The sequence below is a fragment of the Mycobacterium colombiense genome, from assembly GCF_003284935.1.
Lineage (GTDB): Bacteria > Actinomycetota > Actinomycetes > Mycobacteriales > Mycobacteriaceae > Mycobacterium > Mycobacterium arosiense_A.
Window position 1 is genome coordinate 44,842 of record NZ_QMEV01000013.1, and the last position, 19,856, is coordinate 64,697.

24 protein-coding genes are annotated in these 19,856 nt (G+C 68.9%); 8 read left to right on the top strand and 16 right to left on the bottom strand.

What is annotated here, in order from left to right:
• Nucleotides 1-8: 8 nt before the first annotated feature.
• The 5 genes from DQP57_RS09080 to secY form a co-directional block, all read right to left on the bottom strand.
• Nucleotides 9-728 (bottom strand): anti-sigma factor family protein, encoded by a 720-nt coding sequence (locus tag DQP57_RS09080; protein ID WP_112632660.1) that lies wholly within the window; start codon nucleotides 726-728, stop codon nucleotides 9-11.
• Nucleotides 729-758: 30 nt separating this feature from the next.
• Nucleotides 759-1,304, bottom strand: a complete 546-nt coding sequence (locus tag DQP57_RS09085; protein WP_112632661.1) for a sigma-70 family RNA polymerase sigma factor — start codon at nucleotides 1,302-1,304, stop codon at nucleotides 759-761.
• A 99-nt stretch (nucleotides 1,305-1,403) separates the two neighbouring features.
• Nucleotides 1,404-2,204 (bottom strand): type I methionyl aminopeptidase, encoded by an 801-nt coding sequence (map, locus tag DQP57_RS09090; RefSeq protein ID WP_112632662.1) that lies wholly within the window; start codon nucleotides 2,202-2,204, stop codon nucleotides 1,404-1,406.
• 2 nt (nucleotides 2,205-2,206) lie between these two features.
• Nucleotides 2,207-2,752: an adenylate kinase gene (locus tag DQP57_RS09095; protein ID WP_112632663.1), complete on the bottom strand. Its 546-nt coding sequence runs from the start codon at nucleotides 2,750-2,752 to the stop codon at nucleotides 2,207-2,209.
• The gene (secY, locus tag DQP57_RS09100) at nucleotides 2,749-4,074 is read right to left on the bottom strand and encodes a preprotein translocase subunit SecY (RefSeq protein ID WP_112632664.1); all 1,326 of its coding nucleotides are present in this window, start codon (nucleotides 4,072-4,074) and stop codon (nucleotides 2,749-2,751) included. Before secY ends, DQP57_RS09095 begins: the two co-directional genes overlap by 4 nt.
• Nucleotides 4,075-4,364: 290 nt before the next feature.
• On the opposite strand from secY, the gene DQP57_RS09105 reads away from it, so the two are divergent.
• Together DQP57_RS09105 and DQP57_RS09110 are read left to right on the top strand one after the other, a co-directional pair.
• A complete protein-coding gene (locus tag DQP57_RS09105; protein ID WP_112632665.1) occupies nucleotides 4,365-5,273 on the top strand; it encodes a class I SAM-dependent methyltransferase in 909 nt (302 codons plus the stop codon).
• 2 nt (nucleotides 5,274-5,275) lie between these two features.
• Entirely contained in the window at nucleotides 5,276-6,223 is a 948-nt protein-coding gene (locus DQP57_RS09110; RefSeq protein WP_112632666.1) for a class I SAM-dependent methyltransferase, read from the top strand.
• A gap of 3 nt (nucleotides 6,224-6,226) precedes the next feature.
• Here DQP57_RS09110 and DQP57_RS09115 read toward each other — a convergent pair whose 3' ends face one another.
• Complete coding sequence (locus DQP57_RS09115) at nucleotides 6,227-6,895, bottom strand: GNAT family N-acetyltransferase (protein ID WP_112632667.1); 669 nt, start codon at nucleotides 6,893-6,895, stop codon at nucleotides 6,227-6,229.
• Nucleotides 6,896-6,904: 9 nt separating this feature from the next.
• Nucleotides 6,905-8,266, bottom strand: coding sequence for a xylulokinase (locus DQP57_RS09120; protein WP_112632708.1), 1,362 nt, complete (start codon nucleotides 8,264-8,266; stop codon nucleotides 6,905-6,907).
• A 30-nt stretch (nucleotides 8,267-8,296) separates the two neighbouring features.
• Between DQP57_RS09120 and DQP57_RS09125 the strand changes: the two genes are divergently transcribed.
• Both DQP57_RS09125 and DQP57_RS09130 read left to right on the top strand, forming a co-directional pair.
• On the top strand, nucleotides 8,297-9,277 hold the full coding sequence (locus DQP57_RS09125; protein WP_112632668.1) for an NAD(P)-dependent oxidoreductase: 981 nt from the start codon (nucleotides 8,297-8,299) through the stop codon (nucleotides 9,275-9,277).
• Nucleotides 9,274-9,927: an L-fuculose-phosphate aldolase gene (locus tag DQP57_RS09130; RefSeq protein WP_112632669.1), complete on the top strand. Its 654-nt coding sequence runs from the start codon at nucleotides 9,274-9,276 to the stop codon at nucleotides 9,925-9,927. Before DQP57_RS09125 ends, DQP57_RS09130 begins: the two co-directional genes overlap by 4 nt.
• On the opposite strand, the gene DQP57_RS09135 is transcribed toward DQP57_RS09130, so the two are convergent.
• Nucleotides 9,924-11,156 (bottom strand): zinc-dependent alcohol dehydrogenase, encoded by a 1,233-nt coding sequence (locus tag DQP57_RS09135; RefSeq protein WP_112632670.1) that lies wholly within the window; start codon nucleotides 11,154-11,156, stop codon nucleotides 9,924-9,926. The two genes, DQP57_RS09130 and DQP57_RS09135, sit on opposite strands and share 4 nt — an antisense overlap.
• A gap of 130 nt (nucleotides 11,157-11,286) precedes the next feature.
• Between DQP57_RS09135 and DQP57_RS09140 the strand changes: the two genes are divergently transcribed.
• The 3 genes from DQP57_RS09140 to DQP57_RS09150 are packed head-to-tail and all read left to right on the top strand — an operon-like array spanning nucleotide 11,287 to nucleotide 14,084.
• The gene (locus DQP57_RS09140) at nucleotides 11,287-12,237 is read left to right on the top strand and encodes a class I SAM-dependent methyltransferase (RefSeq protein WP_112632671.1); all 951 of its coding nucleotides are present in this window, start codon (nucleotides 11,287-11,289) and stop codon (nucleotides 12,235-12,237) included.
• Between the two features lie 11 nt (nucleotides 12,238-12,248).
• Nucleotides 12,249-13,160 (top strand): class I SAM-dependent methyltransferase, encoded by a 912-nt coding sequence (locus tag DQP57_RS09145; RefSeq protein ID WP_112632672.1) that lies wholly within the window; start codon nucleotides 12,249-12,251, stop codon nucleotides 13,158-13,160.
• A 9-nt stretch (nucleotides 13,161-13,169) separates the two neighbouring features.
• Nucleotides 13,170-14,084: a class I SAM-dependent methyltransferase gene (locus DQP57_RS09150; protein WP_112632673.1), complete on the top strand. Its 915-nt coding sequence runs from the start codon at nucleotides 13,170-13,172 to the stop codon at nucleotides 14,082-14,084.
• 13 nt (nucleotides 14,085-14,097) lie between these two features.
• On the opposite strand, the gene sppA is transcribed toward DQP57_RS09150, so the two are convergent.
• Nucleotides 14,098-15,873 (bottom strand): signal peptide peptidase SppA, encoded by a 1,776-nt coding sequence (gene sppA, locus DQP57_RS09155; protein ID WP_112632674.1) that lies wholly within the window; start codon nucleotides 15,871-15,873, stop codon nucleotides 14,098-14,100.
• Between the two features lie 38 nt (nucleotides 15,874-15,911).
• Here sppA and DQP57_RS09160 point away from each other — a divergent pair, with 38 nt between their 5' ends.
• Nucleotides 15,912-16,838 carry an LLM class flavin-dependent oxidoreductase gene (locus tag DQP57_RS09160; RefSeq protein WP_112632675.1) on the top strand — a complete coding sequence of 309 codons (927 nt, stop codon included), beginning with the start codon at nucleotides 15,912-15,914 and terminating at the stop codon, nucleotides 16,836-16,838.
• Here DQP57_RS09160 and rplO read toward each other — a convergent pair whose 3' ends face one another.
• The 7 genes from rplO to DQP57_RS09195 form a co-directional block, all read right to left on the bottom strand.
• The gene (rplO, locus tag DQP57_RS09165; RefSeq protein WP_066869416.1) at nucleotides 16,839-17,282 is read right to left on the bottom strand and encodes a 50S ribosomal protein L15; all 444 of its coding nucleotides are present in this window, start codon (nucleotides 17,280-17,282) and stop codon (nucleotides 16,839-16,841) included.
• Nucleotides 17,279-17,497 carry a 50S ribosomal protein L30 gene (gene rpmD, locus DQP57_RS09170; RefSeq protein ID WP_112632676.1) on the bottom strand — a complete coding sequence of 73 codons (219 nt, stop codon included), beginning with the start codon at nucleotides 17,495-17,497 and terminating at the stop codon, nucleotides 17,279-17,281. Before rpmD ends, rplO begins: the two co-directional genes overlap by 4 nt.
• Nucleotides 17,494-18,177 carry a 30S ribosomal protein S5 gene (rpsE, locus tag DQP57_RS09175; protein WP_112632677.1) on the bottom strand — a complete coding sequence of 228 codons (684 nt, stop codon included), beginning with the start codon at nucleotides 18,175-18,177 and terminating at the stop codon, nucleotides 17,494-17,496. The genes rpmD and rpsE overlap by 4 nt, the downstream gene beginning before the upstream one ends.
• A gap of 37 nt (nucleotides 18,178-18,214) precedes the next feature.
• A complete protein-coding gene (rplR, locus tag DQP57_RS09180) occupies nucleotides 18,215-18,583 on the bottom strand; it encodes a 50S ribosomal protein L18 (protein WP_112632709.1) in 369 nt (122 codons plus the stop codon).
• Nucleotides 18,584-18,624: 41 nt separating this feature from the next.
• A complete protein-coding gene (gene rplF, locus DQP57_RS09185) occupies nucleotides 18,625-19,164 on the bottom strand; it encodes a 50S ribosomal protein L6 (protein WP_112632678.1) in 540 nt (179 codons plus the stop codon).
• 21 nt (nucleotides 19,165-19,185) lie between these two features.
• Nucleotides 19,186-19,584, bottom strand: a complete 399-nt coding sequence (rpsH, locus tag DQP57_RS09190; protein ID WP_065056829.1) for a 30S ribosomal protein S8 — start codon at nucleotides 19,582-19,584, stop codon at nucleotides 19,186-19,188.
• Between the two features lie 85 nt (nucleotides 19,585-19,669).
• Nucleotides 19,670-19,855, bottom strand: coding sequence for a type Z 30S ribosomal protein S14 (locus tag DQP57_RS09195; protein ID WP_003873499.1), 186 nt, complete (start codon nucleotides 19,853-19,855; stop codon nucleotides 19,670-19,672).
• Between the last annotated feature and the right edge of the window lies 1 nt (nucleotide 19,856).

A 19,856-nucleotide genomic window follows, 5' to 3' on the forward strand; every position in this document is an offset into this window, starting at 1 on the left:
GCGATCCCCTATAGCGAGCGTTGCAGGAGCACTTGGCCGCTGTCGGCGGCAACCACCTGGACGGCGGCGATCTGGTCGACCGGGGTCGAGATGGCGCCCGCCGGTGACGCGGTATGGCCGGGCACGGCCACCCATGTCGCCAACCGCGTGTGGCTGCCGTCGCGACCCACCACGACCATGGCGAGCGTGTCGTGGTGCGCGTTGAGCGGTGCCAGGCACACGCAACGGAGGTTGATGGACGTCCCCCAGTGCTGGCTGCTGACCGCGACCGTCGACGTGAGCAGGGTGGTGCCCACCTGAGCCATCGGCTCCGACGAAGCGGTCACCTGCTGGGACGGAGTCGACGACCACCCCTCGAGACCGACGAACACCCCGATGGCCAGCACCGCGGCCGCCGCCGCCGACGCCACCCAGGTCACCACCCGGGTGCGGCGCCGCCGCCAACGAACCGTCGCCAGCAGGGACGGCAGCAACTGTGGAGACATCTCCGGGGCCGGACCGGATTCGTCGATCGCGGCCACCTCGGCACGGTCAAGCTGTGACAGCAGGGCCGGCACGCCACTGAGATCGGCGACGGCCTCCCGGCAAGCCGGGCAGCGCGCCATATGCGTCTCGAATTCGCGGCGTTCCGCGGCCGACAACGATCCCAACACGTATGCGGCATCCCACATCGCGTAGCGGTCTTCGGGAGGGCCGACATCCTGCACCGGCGTCCTCATTTCATCCATCTCCGTCACCCCTCAAGCATTCGGAGCCCCTCATCGGGTAACTCCAAGTTCCTGCAGAGTGAGTCGCAACGCCCGCACGGCATAGTGTAGTCGCGACTTCACTGTTCCCTCGGCGATGCCGAGGTCCGCAGCGATCTGCGTGGTGGTCCATCCGCGGTAGTAGGACCGTTCGATCACTGCTCGGTGCTCGGCGGACAACTGGGCCATCCCGTCCGCTATCAGCAACCGGTCCAGCGCCGCATTGACCTCATCCGGCGTGGACTGTTCGGGCGCACCCGATACGTCTGTGGAACCGACGACGTTGCGAAACCGCGCGCTGCGCCGGTCGTCGATGATCATGTTGCGGGCCACCGTGAACAACCAGGCCCGCGCCGAGCGCTCGGTGTCCCCGACGACCTCGGGGTGCTGCCATGCCCGCAGCAGCGTCTCCTGGACCACATCCTCGGACTGGCTCGCGTCCCCCGTCAGCCGCAGCGCATAACGCCACAGAACTGCGGCGTGTTCGTCATAGAGCGCCTTCATCAGGGCGGCCTCGGCAGCCCCGGAAGCGCGCCACGTGCCAGCCACACGAGCCACTCGATCACCTCCTGCCGGGGAAACGAGCGGAGCAGGGGCTCGGTTCAATGGCCCCGACCCGCCACGCCCGGCTTCGCCGCGCTGGCGATCGCGGCTAGTTCATGCGAGGGTCAGGATGCGCGGCCCCGCGTCGGTCACCGCGACGGTGTGTTCCCAGTGTGCCGCGCGCGACCCGTCGGTGGTGGTAACCGTCCACTGGTCGTCGAGCACCACCGTCTTGCCGGTCCCCAGCGTCAGCATCGGTTCGATGGCCAGCACCGACCCGGCCGCCAGCACCGGGCCCCGGCCGGGCGAACCCTCGTTGGGCAGAAACGGGTCCATGTGCATCTGCCGGCCGATCCCATGGCCGCCGTAGCCCTCGACGATCCCGAAGGCGCGCGAATACCGGGCCTCGGCGTCGCGCGTGCCCATCTCGATGGCGTGCGAGACGTCGGTCAGCCGGTTACCGGGGACCATCGCCGCGATCCCGGCCTCCAGCGATTCCCTGGTCGCCTGAGACAGCGCTTCGTCGGCGGCGTCCAGCGTCCCGACGCCGAAGGTGATCGCGGCGTCCCCGTGCCAGCCGTCGAGCACCGCGCCGCAGTCGATGGACACCAGGTCACCGGACGCCAGGATCTCGGCGGCCGACGGTATGCCGTGGACGACCCGCTCGTTGACCGAGGAGCAGATCGACGCGGGATAGCCGTGATAACCCAGGAACGACGGCACTGCGCCGGCGTCCCTGATCACCGATTCGGCGATCTCGTCCAGGCTCAGCGTGGAGACCCCGGCAACCGCTGCCGCCCGCACCGCCTGCAGCGCCGCCGCGACCACCGCGCCGGCCGCGGCCATGGCGTCGAGCTCACCGGCGCTGCGCTGCGGCACCACCTTGCGGCTGCGCAGCCGCGCCAGCGGGTTCATCCCTACTTGCCCAGCGCCTGCAGCGCGCGGGCGAACACTTCGTCCTGGGTGCCGACGGCGTCGACCGTCTTGAGCTCGTCGCTGTAGTACTCCAGCAGCGGTGCGGTCTCGTCGCGGTAGACCTTCATCCGGTTCAGGATGATGTCGTCGGTGTCGTCGGCCCGGCCACGCGCCTTGAGCCGTTCCAGCAACTCCTCCTGCGAGACCCGGAATTCCAGCACCGCGTCGATGTCGGTGCCCCGCCGCCCCAGCATGTCGTGCAGCGCTTTGGCCTGCTCGGTCGACCGCGGGAAGCCGTCCAGGATGAACCCTTTGGCCGCGTCGGGATCGCTCAGGCGGTCGTCGACGAGCTGGTTGGTCAACTCGGAGGGCACCAGGTCACCGGCGTCCAGGTAGCGCTTGGCCTCCAGGCCCAGTTTGGTTCCGTTCTCGATGTTGCTGCGGAACAGCTCACCGGTGGAGATGTGCGGGATTCCCAGCTTTTCGGAGAGCTTCTGGGCCTGCGTTCCCTTGCCCGCCCCCGGCGGTCCGAGCAAAACCACTCTCACTTGAGGAACCCTTCATAGTTGCGCTGCATGAGCTGACTCTCGATCTGCTTGACCGTATCCAAGCCCACGCCGATCATGATCAACACCGCGGTACCGCCGAACGGCAGATTCTGAACCGCTCCGCCGTTGCCGATCTGCAAGAACAAGTTGGGCAACACCGAGATTGCGCCGAGGTAGATCGAACCCGGCAGGGTGATGCGGCTCAGCACGAAACGCAGGTAATCGGCGGTCGGCTTGCCCGGCCGGATGCCGGGGATGAACCCGCCGAACTTCTTCATCTCGTCGGCACGCTCGTCGGGATTGAAGGTGATCGACACGTAGAAGTACGTGAAGAAGATGATGAGGCCGAAGTAGATGCCGATGTACACCGGGTCGCTGGGGTCGGACAGGTAGCTGCCGACGAACTTGTCCCACCAGCTGTTGCCCACACCGCCGCTGCCGCTGCGGATCAGCTGGGTGATCAGGTGCGGGATGTAGATCAGCGAGGACGCGAAGATCACCGGGATAACGCCGGCCTGGTTGACCTTGAGCGGCAGATATGTCGAGGTTCCGCCGTACATGCGCCGGCCGACCATGCGCTTGGCGTACTGGACCGGGATCCGGCGCTGCCCCTGCTCGACGAACACGACGCCGACGATGATGACCAGCGCAGCGACCAGGACGGCGGCGAAGATCATCCCGCCGCGGCTGTCCAGGATCGTCTTGCCCTCGGCGGGGATACGTGCCGCGATGCCGACGAAGATCAGCAGCGACATGCCGTTGCCGATGCCGCGCTCGGTGATCAGCTCACCCATCCACATGACCAGCGCCGCGCCGCTGGTCATCACGAGCACGATCACGACCAGCGTGAAGATGCTCTGGTCGGCGATGATGTCCAGCGAGCAGCCCTGCAGCAGCCCGCCGTTGGCGGCCAGGGCCACGATGCTGGTGGCCTGCAGGATGGCCAGCGCAATGGCCAGGTAACGCGTGTACTGCGTCATCTTGGCCTGGCCGGATTGGCCTTCCTTGCGCAGTTCCTCGAACCGCGGGATGACCACCGTGAGCAGCTGCACGATGATGCTGGCCGTGATGTAGGGCATCACCCCCACCGCGAACACGGTGAGTTTGAGCAGCGCACCACCGGAGAACAGGTTGATCAGCGAGTAGATCTGTCCGGCCGCGCCACCGCTGGCCTCTTTGATGCACTGCTGGACGTTCGGATAGTTGACGCCAGGGGACGGTAATGCGGCGCCGACCCGATACAAGACGACGATGCCAAGCGTGAAGAGGATCTTCCGTCTCAGGTCGACTGTCCGCAGCGATGAGATGAAAGCGGAAAGCAACTCTTCCTCCTGCGCAGCCGGGGGTTTCCTGCATCACGCGCCCAACACCCGCAGGCCAGGACGTACGGCCGACTAATCTACAGCGCGTCAAACCGTGTACGAGACTAACAGCTGGTACGGGCAGGTCTGGTCAGGGCCTTTACTGCGCCCCCCTGAACGACCGCTCGCGACGCGGTTAACCGGGCGTTTGCGCCGCCGCCGCCACGCGGGAGAAAAACACAGGAAGCCGTAAGCCGTGAGGCGTAGAGTTCCCCTGACTCGTTGCATTTGCTAAATAACTTGGGAGCAGCATGACACGCACTGACCAAGACAGCTGGGACTTGGCCTCGAGCGTCGGTGCCACGGCCACCATGGTCGCCGCGGCCCGCGCACTGGCCAGCGAGGGTTCCAATCCGATCATCAACGACCCCTTCGCCGCGCCCCTGGTGCGCGCGGTCGGGCTGGATTTCTTCCGGCGCCTGGTCGACGGCGAGCTCACCGCGTCCGAGGGCGACGAGGGCAAGGACCTGGGGCTCGAGACCGACTCGATCGCCGTGCGCACCCGCTTCTTCGACGACTTCTTCCTCGACGCCGCCCGCGACGGGGTCCGCCAGGCGGTGATCCTGGCCGCCGGCCTCGACTCCCGCGCCTACCGGCTGAGCTGGCCGTCCGGGAGCGTGGTCTACGAGGTCGATCAGCCTGCCGTCGTGCAGTTCAAGAGCACGACGATGGCCGAGCTGGGTGCCGCCCCGGCCGCGGAGCGGCGCACGGTCAGCATCGATCTGCGCGAGGACTGGCCGGCCGCGTTGCGCGACAACGGCTTTGACGTGACACAGCCGACGTCGTGGAGCGCCGAGGGACTGCTGATGTACCTGCCGCCCGACGCCCAGGACCGGCTCTTCGACAACATCACCGAGCTCAGCGCCCCCGGCAGCAGGCTGGCCACCGAATATCACCCGGACACCGCAGGCACGACGATGTCGCAACGCGCCCAAGAGTTCAACGACCGCTGGGCCAAGGTCGGCTGCGACATCGACCTGTCGGGACTGTTCTTCGACGGCGAGCGCAGCAACGTCGTCGACTACCTCACCGGTAAGGGCTGGGAGGTGACCGCCCGGCCGCGCCGCGAGCTGTTCGGCGACTACGGACTGAAATTCCGCGACGACGAGGCGATGGCGCAGTTCCGCAACATCGTCGCCGTGACCGCCACCCTGCGCTAGCGATGGCCGAGACCGACAGCAAGCGATCAGACGGCGACAGTTGGGATCTCGCGTCCAGCGTGGGCGCCACGGCCACCTGGGTCGCCGCTTGCCGGGCGTTGGCCGGTCGGCGGGCCGACGCGCTGATCGACGATCCGTTCGCCGACCCGCTGGTCCGCGCGGTGGGTGCGGAGTTCTTCATCCGGGTGCTCGACGGTGACATCACCGACGAGACCGGCGGTATCGACGCCGACGCCGACCTGGAGGCCGAATTCAACCTGGAACGCATGGTCAACATGATGGCCGTGCGCACCCGCCACTTCGACGACTTCTTCACCGACGCAACGGCTTCCGGCATCCGCCAGGCCGTCATCCTGGCTTCCGGCCTGGATTCCCGCCCGTACCGCCTGGCCTGGCCGGCGGGCACCGTCGTCTACGAAGTCGACCAGCCCGCCGTCATCGAGTTCAAGTCCACGACGCTGGCCGCATTGGGCGTCCGGCCCACCGCGGAACGGCGCACCGTGTCGGCCGACCTGCGCGAGGACTGGCTGAGCGCGTTGCGGGACAAGGGTTTCGACGAGTCACGGTCCAGCGCCTGGAGCGCCGAGGGGTTGTTGATGTATCTGCCGCCCCACGCGCAGGACAGCCTGTTCGACGCCATCACCACGCTCAGCGCGCCGGGCAGCCGGCTGGCGACCGAATACCACGACGGCGGCACACGGGACCTGCTGGAAAGGCGCGCGAAGGCGATGGCCAGGCGCTGGGGGCAATACGGCTTCGACGTCGACGTGTCGACGCTGGTCTACCGCGGCGAGCGCACCCCGGCGGCACAGTATCTGAGCGACCTCGGCTGGCGGGTGTCGACGCGCACCCGCGCCGACATGTTCGCCGAGGCCGGCCTGCCCGTCGCACCGGGCGACAGCCTCGAGTCGCTGCAGCACAGCATCGCGGTCGACGCCGTCCTGCCCTGACGCTCAGCCGGGGTTGGCCGCCGGTGCCCGCACCACCATCGGCACCGCCGGGAAACACCAGGCCATCTCCGAGCGCGACTTGCGCAGCGCGGCAGTGCCGTAACCCCGCTTGCGGTGATCCGGGTGAATCCAGATCCGCACGTCGACCTCGCCGCGGACCAGCTCGCCGAACACCATGCCGACCTTCTCGCCGTTGTCGATGGCCACGAACCAGGCGGCCTCTTCGTCGTCGACCCGGCGCAGCGCGGCACCGATCTCGTCGTCGAGGTTGCCCGCCTGCCCGCCGGATCCGTCACCCGAGGCACCACCCATGTCCTGGGTGCGGACGCCGAAGATGTCGCGGTCCTCGCTCGCGGAGAACGGCCGGAGTTCGAGGGTGTCCCCCGAGCTCGCCGGTCGCTCGCCCAGGGTGAAGCTCAGCTGCTTGTTCAGGTCCTCGAGTTCGGCCTGGATCGTCCTGCGCGAGTCCTTGGTGAGCCGGTCGAAGGACAAGCCAAATACCGCTTCGGCGCCCGTGTTCGACGTGCCGAGCAATCCGGCGATGGCCTTGACCGCCTCGGAGTTGTTGTCGGCCTCGACGATCAGGTCGAGTACTTCGTGCCGTCGTTCGAGGGCTTTCAACAATGCGTCGGCGATTTCGCGGCGGGCGGCTTTGCGGTCCTGGTCGGTCATTGCACCAGCCTAGATCGCCGGTGGTACCACCGCGCTACATCTTCGGTTTCCCAACTCCAGGAAGCGCTGGTAGCGATCCCCGACCGGGTCCGCCCAGGCGGGGTCGGGCTCGACGATGCGCTCGGTGCGCACCCATCGGGCGGCATCGGCGATCGTCGTCTCCAGGCCGGCCGCCATCCGCGCCAAGAAGGCCGCCCCCAGCGCGGCCCCTTCCGGCACCCCGGACACCTCGACCGGTCGCCCGGTGGCGTCGGCGATGGCCTGCAGCCACGCGCCCACCCGGGTGCCGCCGCCGGTGGCCACGATGCGCGCCACCGGCGCCCCGGACAGTTCGATGAGCTGGCGGACCACGAAGCCGGACGCCTCGTAGGCGGCCCGCCGCAGCGCGGCGGCGTCGTGGGTCAGATCGAGGGCCTCGAGCACGCCCCGGCGGTCCGGGTCGTGGAACGGGGTGCGCTCACCCCGCAGGTAGGGCGACCACACCGGGACGCGTCCGGGTTGCACGTCCGCCGGGTCGGCCGGCGCCACAATGCGATCCACCCAGCCCAGGAATAGCCCCCCGGCGTTGCTGGCCCCGCCGATCTGGCTCTTGCCGGGCGTGGTGTGCGGGATGGTCCACAGCCCGGGCATCTGGCGGGCCTCGGGAATGGTCGTCCAGACGATCAGCGTGGTGCCACACATCACCAGCACGTCGCCGTCGTGGTCGGCGCCGGCGACCATCTGTTCGCACAGCGCGTCGACGGCGCCGGTGGCCAGCGCGGAATCCGTGCCGTGCACCTGCCCGACGACGGCGCCCATGCTCTCCACCCGGGGCAGCTGCCCGACGTCCGCGCCCCGCTCGGCGCACGCCTGCCGATTCCAGCCGGTCCCGTCGAACAAGGGAAACGCCGTGGCGGCGGTGGCGATGTCGATGACCGCCTCGCCCGACAGCGCGTGGTTGGTCACCGCCGGCGCGGGCCAGTAGCCGGCGGCGCCCGGAGCCTGGGCGGCCGTCCAGCGCAAGAACTCGGCGGCCTCGCCGAGCGCGGGCAGCGGCTGCGCGGCACCGCCGGGCGCGCGGCCGCGTGCGTCGCCGTACAGCAGTCCCGGGGTGATCGGTGTGCCGGTGCCGTCGACGGCCGTCATCGACGGGACCATCGCCGAGACGGCCACCGCCGCGAGGTCGGGCTGGCCGACCAGTTCGTCCAGTGCCGCCGAGGGCCCACGCCGCCACGCCGCCTCGGCGTCGTGCTCGAGCCGGTCGGGTGCCGGTACCCGCAGCTCGTGCGGGATGCGCACGCGCGCCGTCACGTTGCCGTCGGCGTCGGCGGCTATCGCCTTGACCGCGGTGCTACCGACGTCGATGCCGATTGTGACGTCTTTGCGTGACACGGGCGTCACCGTACGCCAGCATTGGCACTCGTGACGTCCAAACCGCGCGCCTTGGTGACCGCCCCGATGCGGGGGCCGGGCTTCGCCACACTGCGCGAGCTGGCCGACGTCGTCTACGACCCCTGGATCGAGCAGACCCCGGTGCGCATCTACAGCGCCGAGCAGCTGGCCGAGCGGATCACCGACGAGGGCGCCGAAATCGTGGTGGTGGAAAGCGATTCGGTGCGCGGCCCGGTGTTCGACCTTGGTGTGCGGGTGATCGCGTCCACCCGCGGCGACCCCAACAATGTCGACATCGCCGGTGCCACCGCGGCCGGCATTCCCGTGCTGAACACCCCGGCCCGCAACGCCGATGCCGTCGCGGAGATGACGGTCGCCCTGTTGCTGGCCGTCACCCGCCATGTGCTCACCGCGGACGCGGATGTGCGCGGCGGCAACATCTTTCGCGACGGCAGCATCCCCTACCAACGCTTCCGCGCCGCGGAGATCGCCGGGCTCACCGCCGGGCTGGTGGGCCTGGGCGCCGTCGGCCGCGCCACGCAGTGGCGGCTGTCCGGACTGGGTCTGCGCGTCATCGCGCACGACCCCTACAACCCCGAGGCCCGGCACAGCCTCGACGAGTTGCTGGCGGAGGCCGACGTGGTGTCGCTACACGCCCCGGTCACCGACGACACGGCCGGCATGATCGGCGCGCGGGAGTTCGCGGCCATGCGCGACGGCGTGGTCTTCCTCAACACCGCCCGCGCCCAGCTGCACGACACCGATGCGCTGGTCGACGCCCTGATCGCGGGCAAGGTGGGCGCCGCGGGGCTCGACCACTTCGCCGGCGAATGGCTGCCCACCGATCACCCGTTGGTCGGCATGGGAAACGTCGTGCTGACGCCGCACATCGGGGGCGCCACCTTCGACACCGAGGCGCGGCAGGCGCAGATGGTGGCCGACGACCTCGAAGCGCTGCTGGCCGGCAACGCACCCACCCACATCGTCAACCCGGAGGTGCTGGGGGCATGAAGTTCGTCGACAATCCGGAAACCGCGGTGCTGGACGCCGCCAAAGACATGCTGCGCCGCGGCCTGGTCGAGGGGACGGCGGGCAACATCTCCGCGCGCCGCGCCGACGGCCACATCGTCATCACCCCGTCGTCGGTGGACTACCGCGACATGACCCTCGACGACCTGGTGCTGGTCGACGCGGACGGCTCGGTCCTGCAGGCGGCGCAGGGCCGCGCACCGTCGTCGGAGATGCAGCTGCACCTGGCCTGCTATCGCGCCTTCGACGACATCGGCAGCGTCATCCACAGCCATCCGGTGTGGGCCACGATGTTCGCAATCGCCCACGAGCCGATCCCGGCGTGTATCGACGAGTTCGCGGTGTATTGCGGCGGCGACGTCCGGTGCACCGACTACGCCGCGTCCGGCACGCCCGACGTCGGCGTCAACGCCGTGAAGGCGCTCGAGGGCCGCGGCGCAGCGTTGATCGCCAACCACGGCCTGGTGGCGGTGGGGCCGCGACCCGACAAGGCGTTGCATATCACCGCGCTGGTCGAACGCACGGCTCAAATCGTTTGGGGTGCAAGGGCTCTCGGCGGTCCGGTGGCTATCCCCGAGGACGTCAACCGCAATTTCGCGTCCGTGTACAGCTATCTGCGCGCCAACACCTAACGCTGATCGATCGCGACCTTCACCGCGCCGCTCTCGCCCTGGTTTGCGATCGCGTGGAAAGCCTCGCGCCACTGCCCCAACCCGAAGGTGTGGGTGAGCATGGGACGCAGGTCCACCCGCCCCGCGGCGGCCAGGGCGAGGTAGTGCGCGATGGCGTGCCTGCGGTGCCCGTCCACCTCCTCGACGCCGAAGGCGTTGGAGCCGACGAACGAGATCTCCTTGAAGTAAAGCGGGCTATCCTCCCAGCGGCCGGGGGCGTGGACGCCGGCCTTGACCAGCGTCCCGCGCGATCGCAGCACCCGGACCCCGACCTCGAACGTCTCGGGCTTGCCCACCGTGTCGTAGACGACGTCGACCGCGCCGGGGTGCGCCATCGGCAAACCCCGCAACGGCTGGCGTAGCCGGCCACCACCCCAGGCGGCGATCTCCTCGATGAGGACCGAACGCGGCTCGTGCGCAAGGACTTTCGCGGCACCGAACCGGCGCGCCAGTTCGGCCTGCGCGGCGAAGCGCGCCACCACCGCGATGGCCACGTCGGGATACAGCGTGCGCAGGATCGCGACCGCACACAATCCCAGCGAACCCGCCCCGTACACCAGCGCGGCGCCCGAGCGGGGTGGCGGGTGGCGGGTGATGGCGTGCAGCGAGACCGAGAACGGGTCGGCGAAGACGGCCATCTCGTCGGGAATCGAGTCCGGGACCGCGAACAGCATGCTGTCGTGGGCGGGCATCAATTCGGCGTAGCCGCCGGTCACGTCGGCCGAGACCCCGGTGTGGATGCCGGGCTTGATGTCGCCGTCGGCGAAGCTCCAGCACAGGCTGTAGTCGCCGGCTTCGCATGCGGGACAGGGCGGTTGGATGCCACGCGGCCCGCAGGACAACCACGGGTTGAGCACCACCCGCTGGCCGACCTGCAATCCCCGGGCCCCGGGGCCCAGCGCGACCACGTCGGCGACCACCTCGTGACCCATGACTTGCGGGAATGAGCAGAACACGGCCATGGCGTTGTCACCGTCGCCCTCGCCGAAATCCATCAGGATCTGCTTGGAGTCCGACCCACAGATCCCCGTCAGCCGCGGCCGGGTGATCACCCAGTCTTCGTGCGGCGGTCGGGGATCCGGCACGTCGCGCAGGGCCGTCGGGGTGCGGGCCAGGTTCTGGGTCAGCGGGTTGGCGTCACGGGGCACCTCGAAGGGCTCCGGTTCCACACCGTAGACGAGCGCCTTCATCGGGCCCGATGACCGGCCGCCGCGTACGTCATCGCTCAAGGTTGCCGCGAATCCGGGGAAGCGTACAGTGGGAGAAGCTTGTTATATCGGCTAAATATTAGATTGACTACCTCCGATAGGGGCACACAATATGACCTCCACCAGGTACGAAGGCGACACGTGGGATCTGGCGTCCAGCGTCGGCGTGACCGCGACCATGGTCGCGGCGGCCCGCGCCATGGCCACCCGCGCCGAGCGCCCGCTGATCAACGACCCCTTCGCCGAGCCACTGGTGAAGCTGGTCGGCGTGGACCTGCTCTCCCGGCTGGCCAGCGGCGAGCTGGACCCCGCCGAGTTGAACGACGTCCACGACGGCGCCGCCGGATCCGCCGGGGCGATGTCGCGGATGGCCGACAACATGGCCGTGCGCACCAAGTTCTTCGACGAGTTCTTCCTGGACGCGACGAACGCCGGCATCAAGCAGGCGGTGATCCTGGCGTCCGGGCTGGACGCGCGCCCGTACCGGTTGGCGTGGCCGGCCGGGACGGTGGTCTACGAGGTGGACCAGCCCCAGGTGATCGAATTCAAAACCCGCTCGCTGGCCGAGCTGGGCGCGCAGCCCACCGCCGAGCGGCGGGTGGTGGCCGTCGATCTGCGCGACGACTGGCCCACCGCGCTGCGCAACGCCGGATTCGACCCGGCCCAGCCGACCGCGTGGAGCGCCGAGGGCCTGCTCGGCTACCTGCCGCCCGAGGCGCAGGATCGCCTGCTGGACACCATCACCGAACTCAGCGCCCCGGGCAGCCGGCTGGCCACCGAGAGCGCGCCCAACCCCGAGCCCGGTCACGAAGAGAAGATGAAGGAACGCATGCAGACGATCTCCGAGCGTTGGCGTGCGCACGGTTTCGAGCTGGACATGGCGGGACTGGTGTACTTCGGCGACCGCAACGAGGCGGCCGGATACCTGGCCGACCGCGGCTGGCGGCTGAACAGCGCCAGCATCACGGAACTTTTCGCGGCCAACGGGCTCGACCCGCTCACCGACGACGACACGCGCATGGGCGAGATGCTGTACACCAGCGGCACGCTCGGCGAGAAATAGGAGGCGAGACGATGACCACCGACGCCGGAAGAACCGAGGGCGACAGCTGGGACCTGGCGTCCAGCGTGGGGGCGACGGCCACGATGGTCGCCGCTTCCCGCGCCGTGGCTTCGCAGGGGCCGAACCCCCTGCTCGACGATAAATTCGCCGATCCCCTGGTCCGCGCCGTCGGGCTCGACCCCTTCATCCGCATACTCGACGGAGACGTTGATTTCGCCGACGACCCGCTGATGAACCGCAAAACCAGGGCCGAGCAGATGACCGTGCGGACACGGTTTTTCGACGACTTCTTCATCAAATCCACCGAAGACGGTGTGCGCCAGGCGGTGATCCTGGCCTCCGGCCTGGACACCAGGGCATACCGCCTGCCGTGGCCCGCGGGCACCGTGGTCTACGAGATCGACCAGCCACAGGTCATCGCGTTCAAGACCGACACCCTGACAGGCCTCGGCGCGGTCCCCACCGCCGAGCGGCGAACCGTCGCCATCGACCTGCGCGAGGACTGGCCCGCAGCGTTGCGGCAGAGCGGATTTGACGTCACCCAACCGACCGCGTGGAGCGCCGAAGGGCTGCTGCCCTACCTGCCGCCCGAGGCGCAGGACCGGCTGTTCGACGACATCACCGAGCTCAGCGCGCCCGGCAGCCGGCTGGCGACCGAACACGTGCCTGACCCCAATGCGTTCACCGACGAACGCATGCAGCGCATCACCGAGCGATGGCGGCGCGCCGGGTTCGACCTCGACGCGGGTGACCTGTTCTACCGGGGTGAGCGCAGCGTCGTCGTCGACTACCTGACCGGGCACGGCTGGGATGTGACGGCCCACCCCGTCCGGGACCTCTACGCCCACAACGGCTTCGAGTTTCCCGAAGAGGTGGTCGCGGCCTTCGGCGACCTGAATTACGTCGCCGCCAGGCTCAAGTAGGCTGCTGCCATGTCACGCACTCACGATGACGAGTGGGATCTGGCCTCCAGCGTCGGCGCGACCGCGACCATGGTCGCGGCCGGGCGGGCCATGGCGTCCAAGGATCCCCGCGGTCTGATCAACGATCCGTTCGCCGAGCCGCTGGTGCGCGCGGTCGGGGTGGATTTCTTCACCAAGATGATGGACGGCGACCTCGACCTGGATGCGATCGAGAACGCCACGCCCGTGCGCTTCCAGTCCATGGTCGACGGAATGGCCGTACGCACCAAGTACTTTGACGATTACTTCGTCGACGCAACCGGCGGCGGAGTGCGTCAGGTGGTGATCTTGGCCTCCGGGTTGGACTCGCGCGCCTACCGGTTGCCCTGGCCGGCCGGCACGGTGGTCTACGAGATCGACCAGCCGAGGGTGATCGAATTCAAGAGCAGCACGCTGGCCGATGTGGGCGCCGAGCCGACCGCGCCCCGGCGCACCGTTCCCATCGATCTGCGCGCGGACTGGCCGACCGCGCTGAAGGCGGCGGGGTTCGACACCGCGGCGCCGACGGCCTGGCTGGCCGAGGGCCTGCTGATCTACCTGCCGCCCGACGCCCAGGACCGGCTGTTCGACAACATCACCGCGCTCAGCGCACCCGGCAGCACCATTGCCACCGAATTCGTGCCCGGCATCGTCGATTTCGATGCGGAACGGGTGCGGGAGATGTCCGGTTCGTTCCGGGAGCACGGCGTCGACATCGACATGGCGTCGCTGGTCTACGCCGGCGAGCGTAACCACGTCATCGACTATCTGTCCGGCATCGGATGGAAGGCCGAGGGCGTCACCCGGACGGAACTGTTCCGGCGCAACGGCATCGAACCGCCCGCGCCCGAGAACGACGATCCGCTCGGCGAGATCGTCTTCATCAGCGCCAGGCTGGCGGGCTAGACCGGCCCGACCTCTAGAGGCGCCAGGGACCCAGCCACAGCGCGCTGGCGCCGCTGCAGGACCGTTCCACGTTGTCCAGGATGCCGCCGATGGTGCGGCCCAGCAGCGCCCCCAGCGCGTCGGGCAGCGACGCGGCGGCCGGCTGCGAGGAGGCTCGCGGCCGCAGCATGTCCAGCAGCGAGCCGCCCGGGAAGGTGACCAGGCGCACGTCGGCGTCCTCGTCCAGTCCCGCAAGCACTTTCGCCCGGCGCAAAGCGGTTCGGAAACCGCCCAGTTCGTCGACCAGACCCCGCTCGCGCGCGTCGGCACCGGTCCACACCCGGCCCCGGGCCACGCGATCGACCGCCTCGGTGGTCAGATTGCGACCGTCGGCGACCCGCTCCAGGAAGTCGGCGTACACCAGGTCGGCCTCGGCCTCGCGGTGGGCGCGCTGCTCGGGGGTGAACGGCGTCTCGATCGACCAGGCATCGGCATTGGCGTTGGTGCGCACGGTATCCAGCCCGACGCCCAGGCGCTGCAGCAGATCGCGGATCACCAGCTTGCCGGTGATCACGCCGATCGAACCGGTGATGGTCGCGGGGCTGGCCACGATCGCGTCGGCGGCGGCCGCGATGTAGTAGCCGCCGGATGCGGCGACCGCACCCATCGACGCCACCACCGGCTTGCCGCGCTTGCGCGCCATTTTCACCTCTCGCCACAGCGTTTCCGACGCCGTGACCGAGCCGCCGGGGCTGTTCACCCGCAGCACGATCGCGGACACCGAATCGTCGGCGGCGGCTTCCCGCAGCGCCGGGGCGATGGTGTCGCTGCCCACGGTGGAGGCACCGAACGGCAGGAACTGCGGTCCCCCACGCCCGTCCACGATCGTGCCGTCCACGTTGATCACGGCGACCGTCGGTTTGGTGCGCCGCCCGGGAACCGGGGGGACCGGCGGCGTCAGCCGCGACCGGGCCGCGCCGGCGTAGCGCGACACGTACAGCCGCGGGGGCGCGTCGTCCTCCGAAACATCTTTCACGCCAACCATTTCCGCGATGCGGTCGTAGGCTTCGTCCCGGAAACCGATCCGGTCGACCAGGCCCGAGGACACGGCGTCCTCGCGCAACAGCGGGGCGCGGTCGGCCAGCGCGTCCAGCGCGGCGGCGTCGAGTTTGCGCGATTTGCCGACCGCTTCCCACACCTGCTCCTGCAGGCTCTCCAGCATCCGGGTGACGGCCTCGCGGTGGGCCTCGGTGAAGCCGTGCTCGGTGAAACGGTTTGCCGCCGACTTGTATTCGCCGCGGGCGACGAATTGTGCTTCGATGCCGGCCTTGTCCAACGCGTCGCGCAGGAAGGTGGCATTGCTGGCAAAGCCGATCAGCCCGACGCTCCCCGCCGGCTGCATCCACACCTCGCCGAACGCCGACGCCAGGTAGTACGACAGGGTGCCCGGGTAGGTCTCGGCCCAGGCCAGTGACGGCTTGGCGGCGGTGAAAGCGACGACGGCCTCGCGCAGTTCCTGCACCGCCGCCGCCGGCGACGCCGTCAGTTGCACACGGGCGATCAGCCCGGCCACCCGCGGATCCTCGGCCGCCCGGTAGATGGCGGCCACCACGTCGCGCAGCGCGACCTGCCGGCTGCCCCCGCTGATGAGGCCCAGCGGGTCGAAGCCCGACGTCTCCGGCGGCATCGAGCGCAGGTCCAATTCGAGCACGCAGCCGTTGGGCACGCCGTGATGGCGGGCGGTGTCGACCCGCCCGGCCAGCGCCCGAACATCGTCGACGCCGGGAATCGAAGGCAGGAAAGCGAACATGTCTGCAGACTACCGATGCGCGCCCGTACGGTGGTCGGGTGAGGTTTTCCATCGCGATTCCGCAGTTCGACTACGACGACTTCGACGCGGCGGGGCTGCGCGCTTTCCTGGCGCGCGCCGAGGACCTCGGGTTCGAGGGCGGTTGGCTGCTCGAACAGATCATCGGGCCCGCGCCGCTGCTGGCTCCGCTGGAACTGCTGGCCTACTGCGCCGCCTGCACCGAGCGGCTGCGCCTGGGCGTCGGCGTCCTGGTGACGTCGCTGAACGACCCGCTGCAGCTGGCCTCGGCCGCCACCGCGGTCGACCGACTCAGCCACGGCCGCTTGGACATTGGTGTCGCGCCCGGGGGTGGTCGACGGAAATTCGCAGCCTTCGGCGTCGACGGGGACACCTTCGTCTCGTATTTCACCGAGGGCCTGGAGCTGATGAAGGCGGCCTGGTCCGACGAGCCGCGGGTGACGTTTCACGGTCGGTTCCGCGACGTCGACGACCTGCCGATATCGCCCAAGCCGGTGCAGCGCCCGCACCCGCCGATCTGGTTCGGGGGCCTGGCGCCCAAGGCCCTGGCCCGCGCGGTGCGACACGGCGACTCATTTTTGGGCGCCGGCTCGTCGACCACCGAGGCGTTCGCCGGCGCCGTGAACGTCGTGCGGCGCGAACTCGACGAGCAACACAAGGACCCCGCGACCTTCACCATCGGCAAACGGGTCTATTTGATGATCGACGACGACGCCGCCACAGCCCGCGAACGCGTGCTCGCCGGCCTGGACCGCATCTATGGGCGGATGCCCGGCGTGGCGGACGTGCCGGTGTCCGGCACACCCGACGACGTGGTGCGCGGGCTGCGCGAGGTCATCGACGCCGGGGCGCAGATGGTGTTACTCAATCCCGTCGGCATCGACGCCGGCGAGAACCGCGAGCAGATGGAACGCCTTGCCGCAGAACTGATTCCGCAGCTGAGCTAGCTAGGACAGCTCGGTGGCCGAACCGCCCGCTGCGGTGATCTTCTCGCGCGCGCTGCCGCTGAACTTGTGCGCGGACACCTCGACCTTGACCGTCAGCTTGCCGTCGCCGAGGACCTTGACCAACGAGTTGCGGCGAACCGCGCCCTTGGCCACCAGCTCGTCCACGCCGATCGAACCACCCTGCGGGAAAAGCCGGTTGAGGTCGCCGACGTTGACGATCTCGTACTCGGTGCGGAACCGGTTGCGGAATCCCTTGAGCTTGGGCAGCCGCATGTGGATCGGCATCTGGCCACCCTCGAAGGTGGCCGGCACGTTCTTGCGTGCCTTGGTGCCCTTGGTACCGCGACCGGCGGTCTTGCCCTTGGAGCCCTCACCGCGACCGACCCGGGTGCGCGCGGTCTTCGACCCGCGCGCCGGCTTGAGATCGTGCAGCTTGATCGTCATTTCTTGCTACCTCCGGTACCCGCGGTCGACGCCTCGGCGGGCTCCACCTCGACGAGGTGGCTGACCACCGCGATCAGTCCGCGGGTCTGCGCGTTGTCCTCGCGGATCACCGAGTGGCGGATCCGCCGCAGGCCCAGGGTGCGCAGGGACTCACGCTGCTTCCAGCGGGCCCCGATGGTGCTGCGCACCTGGGTGATCTTCAGTTGACTGCTCATGGTTGTGCCCCCGAGGTCTGGGCCTCGCGAGCCGCCGCGCTGGCCATCGCGTCACTTTCCCGACGGGCTTTGAGCATTCCGGCCGGCGCAACGTCCTCGATGGGCAGGCCACGGCGAGCGGCGACCTCCTCGGGGCGCTGCAGCAGTTTGAGGGCGGTGACCGTCGCGTGAACTACGTTGATCGCGTTGTCGCTGCCCAGCGACTTGGCCAGGATGTCGTGTACGCCGGCGCATTCCAGCACCGCGCGCGCGGCGCCACCGGCGATCACCCCGGTACCCGGGCTGGCCGGGCGCAGCAGCACCACGCCGGCCGCCGCCTCACCCTGAACCGGGTGGGTGATGGTCCCGCGGATCAGCGGCACCCGGAAGAAGCCCTTGCGGGCCTCCTCGACGCCCTTGGCGATGGCCGCGGGAACTTCCTTGGCCTTGCCGTAGCCGACACCGACCATGCCGTTGCCGTCACCGACGATCACCAGTGCGGTGAAGCTGAATCGCCGTCCACCCTTGACCACCTTGGAGACGCGGTTGATCGCGACAACCCGCTCCAGGTAGTTGCTCTTGTCGCCGTCGCGGTCGCGGCCACCACGACCGCCGTCGCCGCGTCGACCGCGGCTGTCGCGGTCGCCGCGCGAGTCACGGCTGTCGCCGGCGCCTTGTCCGCCGGTCGGCTGCTCCGCCATTATGCGGTCCTTCCAATCGTGTTCAAGCTCTTCGTCATCAGAATTGCAATCCGTTCTCGCGTGCGGCATCGGCCAGCGCCGCGATCCGTCCGCCGTAGGTGTATCCGCCACGGTCGAAGACCACGCTGTCGATGCCGGCGGCCTTGGCGCGCTCGGCGATCAGCTGGCCCACCCGCACGCTGCGGGCTTTCTTGTCTCCCTGCAGGCTGCGCACGTCGTCCTCGATCGACGACGCGGCCGCCACCGTGGTGCCGTTCTCGTCGTTGACCAGTTGCACGTGAATGTGTCGCGAGGACCGGTTGATCACCAGCCGCGGCCGCTGGCCGGTGCCGGCGATCTTCTTGCGCAGCCGTGCGTGCCTGCGCAGCCGAGAGACGCGCCGAGTCGCGGATACGCTCTGCCCCACCGGCTTTCGCGCGGCGGTGCCAGCTTGTGTTTGCGCCATGATTACTTACCTGTCTTTCCGACCTTGCGGCGGATCTGCTCACCCTCGTAGCGCACGCCCTTGCCCTTGTACGGGTCGGGGCGGCGCAGACGGCGGATGTTCGCCGAGATCTGGCCGACCTTTTGCTTGTCGATCCCGGTGATGGTGAATTTCGTCGGCGACTGGACGGCGAACGTGATGCCGTCCGGAGCCTCGATCACCACGGGGTGGCTGTAGCCCAGCGCGAACTCGAGGTTGGCACCCTTGAGCTGCACGCGGTAACCCACACCGAAGATCTCCATCTTGGTGGTGTATCCCTGCGTCACGCCGGTGACCAGGTTGGACACCAGGGTCCGCGACAGGCCGTGCAACGAGCGGTTGCGCCGCTCGTCGTTGGGACGGGTGACCACGATCGCGCCATCGTCGTTGCGCGACACGGTGATCGGCTCGGCCACCGTCAGATCCAGGGCGCCCTTGGGCCCCTTCACCGACACCTTCTGGCCATCGATCGTCACGTCGACTCCCGACGGGACCGGAACCGGCTGCTTACCAATGCGAGACATAGTCTTTCGTTACCTCCGCCCTTACCAGACGTACGCGAGGACTTCGCCGCCCACGCCCTGTCGGGCTGCCTGGCGGTCGGTCAGCAGGCCCGAGGAGGTGGAGATGATCGCCACACCCAGGCCACCGAGCACGCGCGGCAGATTGGTGGATTTCGCATACACCCGCAAACCGGGCTTGGACACGCGGCGCAAGCCGGCGATGCTGCGCTCCCGGCTCGGCCCGTACTTGAGCTGAACGATCAGCGACTTGCCGACCCGAGCATCCTCGGTCCGGTAATCGGTGATGTAGCCCTCGCTCTTGAGGATCTGGGCGATGTTCGCCTTGATCTTGGAGTGCGGCAGCGTCACCTCGTCGTGATACGCCGAATTGGCGTTGCGCAGACGTGTCAAGAAGTCTGCGATCGGGTCCGTCATCGTCATGACAGCGTTGGTACCTTCCTCGCGATGGTTCCCGGTCCGGGCCTGTCGCGCACCTTTTCTGGGTTGGTCTTAGTGGTTGGGGCTGTTACCAGCTGCTCTTCTGCACGCCGGGCAGTTCGCCCGCGTGCGCCATCTCGCGCAGGCAGATCCGGCACAGGCCGAATTTGCGGAAGACCGCGCGCGGGCGGCCGCACTTGTTGCAACGGGTGTAGCCGCGCACCGCGAACTTCGGCTTGCGAGCGGCCTTGTTGACCAGTGCCTTCTTTGCCATC